The following is a 13701-nucleotide window of genomic DNA, read 5'->3' as shown; positions in this document are numbered from 1 at the left end:
TCATCAGTGTTCGGTCTTCCTTACTTCTGTTGGGTCTTTCGCCTTATCAGCGAGGTACTTCTGTACATGACCTACGTCCGCCGGAGCGGACAGACGGAGGGCGCGAGAGAAAGCTCTACGCTCTTCCGCCAGCTTTAAAGCATCCCATGTGGGAGTTATCCATGCTCCCCGCCCTGGTAACAGCCGGGTGGGGTCTGCAAGAACAACACCTGGAACAGTACCGTCAGCAACAACCCGGAGCAATTCCCTATCTGGAAGCTTCCGGCCTGTGGCTATACAAGTGCGACGACGGATTGAGCGTTTGCTCGTTGAAGTCATCCACACCCTTCTTCCACCACTCGACGTTACTAACAGGTATCACGTGGCTAACACCACGTTGGGATTATTAGCCACGGACCAGCCTACGCCACTTTGCCAAGTTTTTATAAGCGTCGTGTGATTTTTCGACCCAGTGGTAAGGATTTGGCGTCGTTAATTCGCTGCTGCATCGGAGTGGATATCAATCTTCCAGCCGGTGAGGCGCGCAGCAAGGCGGGCGTTTTGGCCTTCTTTACCGATCGCCAGTGACAACTGGTAGTCCGGCACCGTCACTCGCGCTACCTGTGCTGCTGGGTCAACGACTTCCACTTTGACGACCTTCGACGGGGCCAGCGAGTTGCCAACGTAGGTCGCCGGATCTTCAGCCCAGTCGATGATATCGATCTTTTCCCCGCCGAGCTCTTTCATCACGTTCGAGACGCGGGAACCGCGCGGACCAATGCATGCGCCCTTCGCGTTGACGCCTTTCACCGTCGCACGCACCGCAATCTTGGAACGGTGCCCCGCCTCGCGGGCAATACCCACGATTTCAACGGTGCCGTCTGCGATCTCTGGGACTTCGAGCGCAAACAGTCCCCGCACGAGTTCAGGGTGGGTACGCGAAAGGCTTACCTGCACACGACGGTCGGTCTTGTTGACGCCTACTACGTAGGCCTTAATGCGGTCTCCGTGCTTAAGCGTTTCGGAGGGAATCTTTTCCGCAGGGATAAGCAAGCCGTCTTGTGGGTCGGCTTCCGTGCCGAGCTGTACGACGGAGATTCCTCGCTCTTCCGCCTGTGCGTCTCGCTGCACGATGCCGGAGACCACTGTCCCTTCGGCAGCGGAGTACTCCTCGTAGACACGCCCGGCTTCAACAGCCAAAAGTTTGCCTTTGATGGCGTCGCGTACCGCGCGGGCGCCGATTCGGGAAAAGTTCACTGGCGTAGCGTCGTACTCTGAGATGACTTCGCCATCGGCGTCGAGTTCGGAGACCATGACGGCGACATCGCCTGTTTCAGAGTCGATGTCGACACGCGCCTTGTGGCTTTCATCCTGGGGGTTTTCCAGGTTATCCGTGTACGCGAAGAGCAATGCCGAAGCGATGGTTTCTAGCAGTTCGTCGAATCCGATCCCCTGCTGAGTTTCAATGTTCTTTAAGACTTGGACGTCGATATTCACTTGTCTTCCTCCGGTTCCCTTACAGGGTTGCTGCTACTTCTGCTTCTTCAAACGTCGCTTCGCTGAGTTCTCGCTCAGCTGCGGGCGGCGCGTTGAACTCAATTTCTACCACCGATTTCGGCATTTCGGAAACTTCCAAGATTTGTACCGACGGAGTCTTCTTCCCTGCTTCAATGAGCACGACTTTTGTTTCCTCGGGGTTCATTGCCCCAATGCGCCAAGTAGAGCTCTGGCCGTTCGTGTCGTTCACCTTGACCAACCGCCCGCGGTTGCGTCGCCAGTGACGCGCTGCCGTGAGCGGAAGGTCGACGCCAGGCGTGGTGACTTCTAGGGTGTAGCCGGCTCCAAAAGAGAAATCACCGTTTTCTTCTTCCGCGTCAAGCAGCTCACCGATTTCATTGGACACGACTTCCAGTTCGTCAAGTGTTGGTCGGGAATCAGCATCAAGGGCGATGACGATCTGCGACTTTTTACCGGCCTTGACCGCCTTGATGTGTTCAATGTCCATCTTGTGGCGCTGAGTGAGCGGCTCGATGAGTGTCTCTAATTCTCGGGAAGTTGGAAAAGCCATGTGCCCACCATAGCGCGACGCAAACGTGCTAGCGTTTTCCCCGTGAAAAAATTGCTGGTTGCTGTTCTCACGGTGCCGTTGGGGCTGTCGGTTGCAGCGTGCGACCTTCTCGACATTGTTGGGCCTCGACCGGACAAGTCCGTGCTTGGCCTTGCGAACCAAGCTACTGCCGATGCGCAGAGCCTCTCCGAACCTGCGCTTGCCGAGCTTCGCAGCAAGCAAGCGCAGGAGCTGTACGGCGAGGTATCACGGCTGTGCGGCAGCATCGACGCGGAACTACCACGCAGCTGCGAGTTCTCCACCGAGCCGGGGGATCTGGCAGGTGCCAGCGATGCAGCGCAACTCCGGGCGTCCGCGGTGCAGTCGTTGAGCACGTCACTGGAGAAGGTTCCAGCTGAGTCACGCGATTTAGTGGCTGCGCAGGCCGTCGACATCGTGGCAGCGACAGGACCAGAGCTTGATAGCGAGAGGACTATTGCGCTCCAGCACAAGGATGACATCGCGCAAGCAAGCCAAGCGTTGCAGACCGAGTACGAGTTCCTCTACGGCATCGGCCTGGCGAAGGCATTCGCTGATGCGCCACTGCATGCGCGTATTGCCGCGTTGGAGGAAGCAGCTGATCAGCGTGTCGCATTCCTGCGCTCTTCGCTACGCGACGCCGATTCGATTCCCGTCGCTGCCACGGGCTACCAATTCGCGCACAACGAATCATTGACGGATGCGTCGGATGCTCAATCACTTGTCGACGCCCTCTCCGCCCAGCTGATGAACTCCTGGAGGAGCACCGTGGCCCAGGCGCACTCCACGGAGTGGAAACAGCAAAGCCTTATGCTTGCCGCTCACGCGCAGCATGCATAAGGCCTGACCTGCCTCGGATGGGCTGATTAGCTTTCGGCGATGAGCTGCTGCAGCTTCGCCACGACCTCACCGGCTGGAACCTCGAGGGTTTCGCCGCCGCGGATGCGCAGCTCGACAATGCCGTCGGCAAATGAGCGACCAAGGATCACGAGGAATGGCATGCCGAGAAGCTCGGCATCCTTGAACTTTACGCCCGGGGACACCTTTGGGCGGTCGTCGTACAGCACTTCGATGCCCTTGTCGCTGAGCTCCTGCACGAGGGCGTCACCGGCTTCCATGGCCGCCTGGTCCTTGTTCGCGACGGCGACGTGCACCTGGTACGGCGCGACCGCGACTGGCCACACAAGTCCCTTCTCGTCATGCTTCTGCTCCGCGACGACGGCCATCATGCGGGAAATGCCGATACCGTAGGAGCCCATCGTCGGCACAGCGCGCTTGCCGTTTTCGTCGAGGATCTGCACGTCCATCGCTTCGGTGTACTTGCGGCCGAGTTGGAAGATGTGCCCCAGTTCAATGCCGCGGGCGAGTTCAACGGTGCCGTTGCCGGATGGCGAGGGGTCGCCTTCCTTGATTTCTGCGGCCTCGATGAACCCGTCGACGGTGAAGTCGCGGCCGGCAACGAGTCCGACGACGTGCTTCTGAGGAGCGTCGGCACCAGTGATCCACGCGGATCCTTCCACCACGCGCGGGTCCGCGAGGACACGCACGCCATTGGCTTGCAGCGCGCGCGGGCCGACATAGCCCTTGACCAGGAAGTCGCTCTTTGCGAAGTCCTCATCGCTGGCCAGCTCAAACGTCGCGGGTTCCAGCGACGCTTCCAGGCGCTTCTCGTCCAGTTCGCGATCGCCCGGGATCACAACGCCGACCAGTTGCGGACCGACCGGCTTACCGTTCTCGTCGAGCACGCGGGGGTCGTCGACCTTGATCATCATGCACTTCAGGGTGTCGGAGGCCTCGGCTGGGCGGCCGTCGATAAGCACTCCTGCCTGCTGCGCCCACTCCACGAGTGCCGCGATGGTCTCGGACGCTGGTGTGTCGTGCTCGACGGCCTCCGGCAGACCTTCAATCGGGCGTGGTTCCGGTGCAACCGTGGTCACTGCCTCAACGTTGGCTGCGTAGTCCCCCGCGGTGGACACGGCAAAGGTGTCCTCGCCGTTCTCGGAGTACGCAAGGAACTCCTCGGATGCGGAGCCGCCCATCGCACCAGACGTGGCCTTGCAAATCTCGTAGCGGATGCCAACGCGGTTGAAGATGCGCTGGTAGGTTTCGCGGTGCTTGGCGTACGCGTTGTCCAGGCCTTCATCCGACATATCGAAGGAGTAGGAGTCCTTCATGACGAATTCGCGGCCGCGCAGGATGCCGGCGCGGGGGCGTGCTTCGTCGCGGTACTTGGTTTGGATTTGGTAGAGGGTGACCGGGAAGTCCTTGTAGGAGGAGTACATGTCCTTGACTGCCGCGGTGAACATCTCTTCGTGGGTTGGACCAAGCAGCATGTCTGCGCCCTTGCGGTCCTGCAGGCGGAAGAGGTCATCGCCGTATTCGGTCCAGCGATTGGTCAGCTCGTATGGTTCGCGTGGAAGAAGTGCTGGGAACAACAGCTCTTGTGCGCCCATGGCGTCCATTTCTTCACGGACGATGCCTTCGATCTTGCGCAGGGTGCGAAGCCCAAGTGGGAGCCAGTTGTAGACGCCCGGCGCGGCGCGGCGGACGTAGCCTGCTCGGACGAGCAGTTTGTGGCTTGGGACTTCGGCATCGGCTGGGTCTTCGCGCAGCGTGCGCAGGAAGAGCTCTGACAGGCGTGTAATCATGGGGCATATCTTAGCGCTAGGGTGAGTTGCATGTTGATCCTGCTCCCTCCTTCCGAGACAAAGGCGCCTGGCGGCGAGCGCGACGCCATGTCTGTCTCCTTCCCTGCCCTGGATTCGGTGCGTGCTTCGCTTTTCGACGACCTCTCCGCAATGGACGTGGACGAGATGATGACGCTGCTGAAGATTCCGAAGACGAAGCGGGAGGAGGCTGTGGAGAACCGTTCCTTGCGTTCGGGGCTGGTGATGCCTGCGATTTATCGTTATACGGGGGTGTTGTACGACGCGTTGGATGCTGAGACGTTGCCGGATGAGGCGGTGAGTCGTTTGGCGGTTGGCTCGGCGTTGTTTGGTGTTGTGCGCGCTGATGACATGATTCCGCGCTATCGGGTTTCTGCGTCGTCGAAGGTGCCTGCTGCGGATGGGTCGTTGCCGACGATGCGGGCGCGTTGGGGCTCGGCGGTTTCGTCAGCGCTTGCGCGGGAGCCGTTCGTGGTGGATATGCGTTCTGGCGCCTACGAGAAGCTGGGGCCTGTTGATGGCGCGGTGACGGTCCGCGTGGAATCCGTTGCCCCGGATGGGTCACGCAAGGTGGTCAGTCACTTTAATAAGCGCTACAAGGGGCTGTTGGCCAGGACACTGGCGTGTGGGCCAGAGGTGGCGTCGATAAGCGAGGTCGCCGAGGTTGCTGGCGCGGCGGGCTATGTTGTGGAAGTCGATGAGTTGGTGTTGACGCTCGTGGTGGAGGAGCCGTAGATGGGTGAGCGGGTGAATTGGAAGCCGTGGGCTGTTGCTGTCGTTGTGTTGTTGGCGCACGTGGCGCTGTTGCTGCTGTACTGGGACAGTATTCCTGACCCTGTCCCGGTGCATTTTGATGCGTCAGGCCAGGCGGATCGTTGGGAGCCGAAGACGCCGCTGCACGTGCTGATGATGCCGTTGTTGTCCGTGGGTACTGTCCTGCTGATGGTCGCGTGTCTTCCACCGCGCGGACTCGCACGTCCGCAGCCGGTCCATGGCGCTGCCTCCGTACCCTATTCGGTAAGTGTCGCGCAGCGGGTGGAACAGGTTGTGCACCTGACGTGGCGCTTCTTGGGGTGGTTCGCAGTGGCGATTGCTGTCGCGTTTCTTGTCAGCGACGTCACGACGCGCCTGCCAGTGTTTGCTCACATGCAGTGGCTAGCCCCCGCTGTGTGGGTGGGATTTACCGTCCTGGTTATCGTGGGCAGCCTCGTATTGCTGGTGCGCCAGACGTCCTCTAAAAAGATCGAGCCCGATGCGGAGGAGGTCGCCCGCGCTGATGACGAATTCCTCTTGGGCGTCTACAATGCCCCGAACGATCCGATGGCCGCAATTTCCGTTCCGTCTCGTCCGACTCGCCTCATCATCAACCGTGGGCAGCGGCTGGGCAAGCAGTATTTGATGCGGATGGTGGTCTCGATCGTCGCGTATACGCTCTTCACCGTATTGGTGGCCGCGCTATGAAAAAGGTGTTTGGGCTCCTCGCTGCGATTGTGCTGCTCGCTGCTGGTAGCTGGGTCTGGCAGCAAGTCGATGCCCCCGAGGCCGAGGTCCGCGTCGCAAAGGTTGTTGACGGCGACACGATCGTTGTGGAAAGCCCCGATGGCGAAGAGCGGGTTCGCTTGCTCGGGATTGATACTCCGGAGCGCGGCGAATGCTTAGCTGACGACGCAACCCAGCGCCTCGAGGAACTCCTCCCCGCAGGCACGGGCATACGTCTCGAATACGACCAGGAGCGCACCGACCGCTACGGGCGCACGCTTGCCGGAGTGTTTCGCGACGGCCAATTCGTCAATGCTGTGATGGTGTCCGAAGGGCTTGCCCGCGTCGTCGAGTACGCGCCGAACACGAAGTTCACGCAGCGCCTCGAAGCAGAGGCCGCACCCGCGGTGCGTGATTCCCTCGGTATCTACGGACTTGGGCCCGAGTGCTGGTTTACCGAGCCGACGCAACAGGTGACGTTGGAGATGCTGACCACCGGCATCGAGGAACTCGAGCGCTCCCCCGGTGACCGCGGCCTTGCCGGTCGCTGCCAGCACTACGTCGACGCGCTGCGCGACAGCGTGAAGCGCACGCGAAACTTCACGTTCCGCGAGCCCGTCATGGAGTACCTCGACGAACAGCAGCGCCTTATCGACGAGCTGTCAATACCGTAAACTTCGAGTTCCGCGCCACCTGTTCCACCTGTTCAAAACGCTTCGCGACCTGCCGACGGTACGGCAGGTGCGAGTTGAACACCACGAAGAGCTGACCGCCTGGTTTCAACAGGCGATGCGATGCGTCCAGCAGATACTCCACCAGCGTCGTGTCCACCGTCGTGCCTGCGTGAAAAGGCGGATTCAGCGCCACGGTGTCGAAGGAGGCGTCAGCAAACTGGCTTCCAGCATCATCCCAGGTCGCGTCAATACCAATCGCGCGGGCTGAAAGCACTGCGTCTGCATCAGCATCCGTGGCCCACACCTCCCCCTCAAGTCCCTTCGAGACAGCCCCATTGCCACAGCCTAAATCCAGCAACGCGCCGGGAGTGTCCGGAAGACACGAGCGCAGCAACTGTCCGCCGTAATCCGCCCGCGCACCCGCGAAGACACCGCCGATGGCGACGAACCCGTTTTCTTCTACTGGCGTGTAGGACACAGACTTTGGGCTACGCGCCGCGAGGCAGCGGAACTTTCCCCGGCCTCGCGTGGCGTGCACGTCGACAAAAGAGTGCCCCAACACGCCATTCATGGTGCGGCTCAGATGCTTGTTGTTCGCCCCTAGGATCACGTCCGCCTGAGTGAAGCCGGCGCCCGCGATAGCGCGCGCGACGTAGTCAAGGCGCGCAAGCGACTTCGGCATCTCCCCCAACGCAACGCACGAACCAGCCAGCTGCAAAAGGTACTCGTCGAGGCGCTGATCACCGACGACCTCTGCGCCTATCGCTTTCGCTTGCTGGCAGCGGGAGTAGTCCGTGTCCGCGACGACAACGCGCTTCCCGCTTTCTACGCTGGCACGCACAAGCGCCCCGGTCGGGTCGTTGCACACGATGAGCAAATCGGCTGACTCGAACCCCTCGAGTTCACTCGCCTGCTCCCAGATCAGCCGGTCAAGCGCGCGCACGGCCACTTACCTCCCACTGCGTCAACACCAAGTACTGCTGCATTTCCTCTCCTTTTGCTCCTTGCCCAGACAGTTTAGGCTGTTGGCATGCGTTACCCCGAGCTCCACCAACACTTTGCGGAAACACTCCCAGGCATGGTCGCCACGATGGCACCCACGCACTTCCCCAACGCCCAGGTGAGCTACCTCAACGAGTCAGTCGCGTCCGAGCTCGACCTCGACACGGAGTGGCTTCGCAGTGACGAGGGCATCGCTTGGATGTGCGGTGCCACAGGTGGGGTGGCAACCGCCTACGCCGGCCACCAATTCGGCTCGTTCGTGCCCCTACTTGGCGACGGGCGCGCCACCCTCCTCGGCGACCGCAACGGCTACGAGATCCAGCTCAAGGGAAGCGGCCGCACCCCTTTCTCCCGCCCAGGATCCGACGGGAAAGGCCCCTTGACCGCGATGCTGCGCGAGTACCTGATCTCGGAGCACATGCACGCAATCGGCCTTCCGACAACACGCGCACTGGCCGTTATCAACACTGGGGAAACGATCATGCGCAGCAGCGGCCCGGTTCCAGCGGGCATCGTAGTCCGTGTGGCGCGCTCCCACCTGCGCGTTGGCTCGGTGCAATACGCAGCGACCCAGTCCCATGAGCTCTTGGAAGCCGTGGTGCACGCCGCAGGTTTCGATGCTGCGGAAAGGTTGCTGGAGGTGGTCGTCGACAAGCAGCTTGAACTGGTCGCGCAGTGGATGCGCTACGGGTTCGTGCACGGCGTCATGAATACTGACAACACCGCCCTCAGTGGCGAAACCATCGACTACGGCCCCTGCGCCTTTACCCAGGGGTTTGATCCCCGTGCGTGCTTCTCATCTATCGACCGGCATGGTCGATACTGCTTCGGCGCCCAGCCCAACGTGACTGCATGGAACTTAGTACGCCTCGCCGAAGCGCTGCTTCCACTGATGCCGGAGCCAAGCGCCAACAAAATTCTTGCCACCATCCCCGAGCGCTGGGAAGGCGCAGCCTCGCGCTGGTTCGGGCCAGCAGGCCTCGATACCTTCGTAGGTGTCGACGACCTCGCCGCTTACAACCGGCAACACGGTGTCAACGGACGCCCAGGACCGATGTATGTGCCGAAAAACTTCGCGCTGCAAGAGGCACTCGATGCTTTCGAGCGAGAGGGCGACAACAGGCTGTTTACCGCTTTGCTCCAGGCTGTCACCCACCCATACGACCCGGATGCCGGGGAGCCTTGGATGCTCGCAAAGGAACCTGATGCGGCATTCACTACGTTTTGCGGAACGTAAAAAGCCACACGGCAACGGTACAACCGGAAACCGTGTGGCAGAAGCTCACGGACTGCAACTACGCCTGCAAGCCGAGCGTTCTTTGCGTCCACTCCCACTGCTTCTCATACGCTGCCTTGTCATCGCGCAGCGATACGCCGTAGGTCGGGAACATTTCGTGCAGCTTGTCGCCCCAGGAAACCATGCGTTCCCCGAAGCAGCGCTCCAGCAGTTCAATCATTGCAGCCGGGGTAATCGACGCGCCCGGCGACGCACCGAGGATGCCCGCGATCGTGCCGTCCTGGTCGTTGACCAGTGCGGTACCGAACTCGAGGGAACCGAACCTCGGCGCGCGGGCTGGCTTGATCACCTGGACACGCTGGCCTGCGACTGCAACATCCCAGTCAGCCGGGTTGACCTCCGGGTAGTACTGGCGCAGTACGTCAATCTTTCCGTCGAAGTCGCGGAAGACTTCTTCCACCAGGTACTTCACCAGGCCAATGTTCGAGGCGGCAACACCGAGGTAGGAAGGAATGTTGTCAGGGCGAATCGACTTGAACAGGTCCAGGTAGGAACCCTTCTTCAAGAACTTCGGGCTCCAACCACCGTACGGACCGAACAGTAGGGACTGCTCGCCGTCAATGACACGAAGGTCAAGGTGTGGCACAGACATCGGAGGAGCACCCACCTTCGCCTTGCCGTATACCTTGGCCTGGTGCTGCGCGACGAGCTCCTGATTGTTGGTCCGCAGCCACATGCCTGAAATCGGGAATCCAGCGTATCCGTGCACTTCTGGCACGCCTGCCTTACGCAGCAGGTCAAGGGCGTAGCCACCTGCACCCACGAATACGAAGCGGGCACGTGCGACATGCTTATCTCCGGTGCGAACGTTGCGGACGGTAACGTTCCACAGCTGGCCCTCACGTTTCAGGTTGAGCACCTCGTGCCCGTAGTGGATCTGGGTGCCAGCCTTCACGGAGGCTTCGAAAAACTGGCGGGTCAGTGCGCCATAGTTAATGTCGGTGCCTGCATCCATCCAGGAAATCGCGACAGGCTCAGCACCAAAGTCACGACCTTTGGCCATCAAAGGAAGTTTTTCAGCAAACTTTTCTTCCGCAGCCGAGAACTCCATGCCCGGGAACATGTGGTTCGCTGACAGCGCTTCGTAGCGGCGACGCAGGTAATCAATCTGGTCCTGACCTTGTGCGAACGATACATGTGGCACTGGGTGGATGAACTCGCTCGGATCACCCAGCTTGCCGTTTTCAATTTGATGGGACCAAAACTGGCGCGCAGTCTGGAACTTCTCGTTAATTGCGAGCGCCTTCGTGATCTGAATCTGCCCATTCACGTCAGGCGTGTAGTTCAGTTCGCAAAGCGCAGAGTGCCCGGTTCCCGCATTGTTCAGCGGGTACGAAGACTCCTGCGCTGGCCCCTCAAGTCGCTCATACACCGCTTGGGTCCACTCCGGCTCAAGCTCCCGGATCATTGCCCCCAGCGTGGCACTCATAATTCCGGCGCCGATATGCAGTACGTCAACTTCATCAACGTACTGGATGTTGCCCGTCTCAGACATTCGTATTATTCCCTCTTCGATCCATATCGTTGTACGAGTGCAACGCACATTTCAGGCGGGTGCGTAACCTCTCTAACCATACGCTTGTTAGCTGAACAGTTTCCACCTTACGTTACCCCTTGTGTCCACATTTTGTTTTTGCTTCATGTGTACAGTCACACCACCCCTACACCCGTTCTCACCCCCTAGACCAAATAGTTGATGTCCCCACCACAGCACACCCGAGCAAGTTCTCGGCCAGTCAGTTACCATTCCTCCATGGCCAAAACTAGCAACAACCACTGGCAACCGGACGTATTAGGGGAAGGATTTGAGCAGCTGACGCTCACTCTCGGAGAAGACCCGGATACCCACCAGCCAGTCATCGCGACGCTCATACGAATGAGCACACCGCCCCCACCGAAACCTGGGCAACCGGCCTTACTGTGGATTCACGGCATGTCCGACTACTTTTTCCAGGATCACGTAGCCGAGCACTTCCACGAACAGGGTTATCCATTTTATGCACTCGACCTTCGTCGCTGCGGGCGCTCTCGGCAGCGGGGTGAGCGCTGGCACTACACCCGGGACATGTCCCACTATTTCCCCGAAATCACAAAGGCGGTGCAGTACGTATCCCAGGAACACGGTCAGGTGGTGCTACTCGCGCACTCAACGGGCGGGCTCATCGCACCCCTGTGGGCTGATGAGATGCGCCGCAACAACCCTGAAGTCCACAATCTTGTATCAGGCATCATTCTGAATAGCCCCTGGCTGGATCTGCAGGTCCCGAAAGCGTTGACGACGGTATTCAAACCAGTCATTAATGTGTTGGGCCGAGCAGTCCCACTGCTCCCTCTCCCAGGCGGGAGTCTTACAGCCTACGGTAAATCTCTCCACTACGAGGATCATGGTTCATGGTCCTTCAACAAGCAGTGGAAACCTATCTCCGGGCATCGGAAATATTTCGGCTGGATGCGCGCTGTACTTCAGGCGCAGGCAAAGATTCACTCGGGAACGGTGAACGCGGGTGTTCCAACGCTGGTTTTGCATTCCTCGCATTCTTTTTTGAAAAACGAGTACACCCCGGCCGCCGATACAGCGGACACCATCTTGGACGTCGACCAGATCAGCTACTGGGCGCCACACGTTGCCGACGACACCACCACCGTCGCCATCGATGGTGCCCGCCACGACGTCTTCCTTTCCGAGCCCTACTCGCGCACTGCCGCATACCGCGCTTCCATCCAGTGGCTGCAGACCCTGACAACACCTAAGGAGGACCAATGAGCATTCACGTAGACGAACATTTTGACCTCATTATTATCGGCACCGGTTCCGGTAACTCGATTCTCACGCCAGAGTTCGATGACAAGAAAGTAGCCATCGTCGAGAAAGGCACCTTCGGCGGTACGTGCCTCAATGTTGGCTGCATCCCAACAAAGATGTATGTTCTCGCCGCTGACGCCGCATACCAGGCCCGCACGTCGAAGAAGCTCGGCGTCGACTTGGAATACCGCGGCGTTGATTGGCCGTCCATCATCGACCGCGTATTTACTGAGCGCATCGACAAGATCGCCGAGGGCGGCGAAGCCTACCGCCGCGGCGACGAGTGCCCCAACGTCACCGTCTTCGACCAGCACGCAAGATTCGTTGCCCCGAAGACAATTTCCACCGGCATCGGCGGCGACGCACGCACAATTTCCGCGGATCAAATTGTGATCGCCGCAGGATCGCGCCCCTTCATCCCTGAGTGGGCAAAGACAGTTCCGTTCCACACGAATGAGGACATCATGCGCCTGCCAGAGCTGCCCAAGTCACTGACGATCGTTGGTGGTGGCTTCATCGCGATGGAGTTCGCCCACGTCTTTGATGCCCTCGGCACCAAAGTTACGGTAGTAAACCGCTCACCGTTCCTACGCACCTTGGATAAGGACATCACGCAGCGCCTCAATGAGCTCGCCCAAGAGCGTTTCGACGTCCACTTCGGCACCGTCCGCAACGCCCAACACAACGAAGACGGCATAACCCTGACTCTTGACGACGGTTCCGCCGTCACCAGCGAGCACCTCCTGATCGGCATGGGCCGTATCCCAAACGGCGACCAAATGTCGCTCGAGGCATCCGGCATCGATATGGAAGGTGACGGTCGTGTGGCCGTCGATAAGTACGGGCGCACCTCCTGCCCTGGCGTGTGGGCACTCGGCGACGTCTCCTCTCCGTACCAGCTGAAGCACGTGGCGAACGCGGAGATGCGCGCAGTGCGCCACAACCTACTGGCGGCGATGAACGGCACCCCAGAATCCGAGTACCGCGCCATGCCGCACGACCATGTTCCATTCGCCGTTTTCACCGAACCACAGATTGCCACTGTTGGACTCACCGAGGAGGATGCAAAGAACGCGGGCTACGACATCACCGTGAAGCTACAGAACTACGGTGACGTCGCCTACGGCTGGGCACTCGAGGACACATCAGGCATCGTTAAGCTTGTCGCCGACAAGAAAACTGGAAGACTTCTGGGAGCTCATCTCATTGGTCCGCAAGCCTCAACGCTCGTCCAGCAACTGATCACGATCATGGCGTTCGACATGGACCTTCGAGAGGTCGTACGCAAGCAGTACTGGATCCACCCTGCCCTGCCGGAAGTCATAGAAAACGCGATTCTTGGTCTTAACCTTGCATTTATCAGCGATTAAGACTTACCACCACCCCAAAATGGGGTGGTGGAAAATTTAGGCAAGACACCCCTATTCAACGAGCTTATTTCCCCAGGTGACCGAACTATGTGTAACGCGTGTGACGCGCGCGACGATTCCCCCGTTGGCGCAGCAGGCCATACGCGAGATTACTGATAGTTCTCTCACGGATTTTTGGGGATAGCTTGTGCAATCTTGCCTACGTTGGTCTAAAGTAGGTCACCGACACCGGGCAGAGTCCACATGGGGCTTGCTATCGGTCCTAGAACTTTCATCGGTTCTGGATTTCTCCGAACTTCCACCCGGACGTCTTTGTAAGTATCTATCAGAGAAGGATTTCGTTTC

Annotated in this window: 13 protein-coding genes; 7 read left to right on the top strand and 6 right to left on the bottom strand. The window is 59.6% G+C overall.

The features are described from left to right. Positions 1-3: 3 nt before the first annotated feature. The 3 genes from BJP07_RS03775 to rimP all read right to left on the bottom strand — a co-directional run bounded on the left by BJP07_RS03775 (position 4) and on the right by rimP (position 2047). Positions 4-318, bottom strand: coding sequence for a YlxR family protein (locus BJP07_RS03775; protein WP_071566138.1), 315 nt, complete (start codon positions 316-318; stop codon positions 4-6). Between the two features lie 153 nt (positions 319-471). Then, a complete protein-coding gene (nusA, locus tag BJP07_RS03770; protein WP_071566137.1) occupies positions 472-1476 on the bottom strand; it encodes a transcription termination factor NusA in 1005 nt (334 codons plus the stop codon). 19 nt (positions 1477-1495) lie between these two features. Next, a complete protein-coding gene (rimP, locus tag BJP07_RS03765) occupies positions 1496-2047 on the bottom strand; it encodes a ribosome maturation factor RimP (protein WP_071566136.1) in 552 nt (183 codons plus the stop codon). A 42-nt stretch (positions 2048-2089) separates the two neighbouring features. Between rimP and BJP07_RS03760 the strand changes: the two genes are divergently transcribed. After that, entirely contained in the window at positions 2090-2905 is an 816-nt protein-coding gene (locus BJP07_RS03760; protein ID WP_071566135.1) for a hypothetical protein, read from the top strand. Between the two features lie 26 nt (positions 2906-2931). Here the strand turns inward: BJP07_RS03760 and BJP07_RS03755 are convergent, their stop codons facing one another. Continuing rightward, positions 2932-4713, bottom strand: a complete 1782-nt coding sequence (locus tag BJP07_RS03755) for a proline--tRNA ligase (protein ID WP_071566134.1) — start codon at positions 4711-4713, stop codon at positions 2932-2934. A gap of 30 nt (positions 4714-4743) precedes the next feature. Here BJP07_RS03755 and BJP07_RS03750 point away from each other — a divergent pair, with 30 nt between their 5' ends. The 3 genes from BJP07_RS03750 to BJP07_RS03740 are packed head-to-tail and all read left to right on the top strand — an operon-like array spanning position 4744 to position 6884. Then, positions 4744-5466 (top strand): peroxide stress protein YaaA, encoded by a 723-nt coding sequence (locus BJP07_RS03750; RefSeq protein ID WP_071566133.1) that lies wholly within the window; start codon positions 4744-4746, stop codon positions 5464-5466. Beyond that, on the top strand, positions 5467-6192 hold the full coding sequence (locus BJP07_RS03745; protein ID WP_071566132.1) for a DUF1648 domain-containing protein: 726 nt from the start codon (positions 5467-5469) through the stop codon (positions 6190-6192). Then, positions 6189-6884 (top strand): thermonuclease family protein, encoded by a 696-nt coding sequence (locus BJP07_RS03740; RefSeq protein WP_071566131.1) that lies wholly within the window; start codon positions 6189-6191, stop codon positions 6882-6884. The genes BJP07_RS03745 and BJP07_RS03740 overlap by 4 nt, the downstream gene beginning before the upstream one ends. Here BJP07_RS03740 and BJP07_RS03735 read toward each other — a convergent pair. Then, positions 6859-7827, bottom strand: coding sequence for a class I SAM-dependent methyltransferase (locus BJP07_RS03735; RefSeq protein WP_071566381.1), 969 nt, complete (start codon positions 7825-7827; stop codon positions 6859-6861). The two genes, BJP07_RS03740 and BJP07_RS03735, sit on opposite strands and share 26 nt — an antisense overlap. An 87-nt stretch (positions 7828-7914) precedes the next feature. On the opposite strand from BJP07_RS03735, the gene BJP07_RS03730 reads away from it, so the two are divergent. Next, positions 7915-9123, top strand: a complete 1209-nt coding sequence (locus BJP07_RS03730) for a protein adenylyltransferase SelO family protein (protein WP_071566130.1) — start codon at positions 7915-7917, stop codon at positions 9121-9123. 58 nt (positions 9124-9181) lie between these two features. Here the strand turns inward: BJP07_RS03730 and mqo are convergent, their stop codons facing one another. Next, positions 9182-10678: a malate dehydrogenase (quinone) gene (gene mqo / locus BJP07_RS03725; RefSeq protein WP_071566129.1), complete on the bottom strand. Its 1497-nt coding sequence runs from the start codon at positions 10676-10678 to the stop codon at positions 9182-9184. Between the two features lie 258 nt (positions 10679-10936). Here mqo and BJP07_RS03720 point away from each other — a divergent pair, with 258 nt between their 5' ends. Beyond that, positions 10937-11947, top strand: a complete 1011-nt coding sequence (locus BJP07_RS03720; RefSeq protein ID WP_071566128.1) for an alpha/beta hydrolase — start codon at positions 10937-10939, stop codon at positions 11945-11947. Next, a complete protein-coding gene (gene mtr, locus BJP07_RS03715) occupies positions 11944-13356 on the top strand; it encodes a mycothione reductase (RefSeq protein ID WP_071566127.1) in 1413 nt (470 codons plus the stop codon). Before BJP07_RS03720 ends, mtr begins: the two co-directional genes overlap by 4 nt. Positions 13357-13701 lie beyond the last annotated feature (345 nt).

The organism is Corynebacterium sp. NML130628 (assembly GCF_001875665.1).
In the GTDB taxonomy this organism is placed as follows: Bacteria; Actinomycetota; Actinomycetes; order Mycobacteriales; family Mycobacteriaceae; genus Corynebacterium.
The sequence above is the reverse complement of the archived record's forward strand: the minus strand, read 5'-3'. Positions and strand labels throughout refer to the sequence as shown.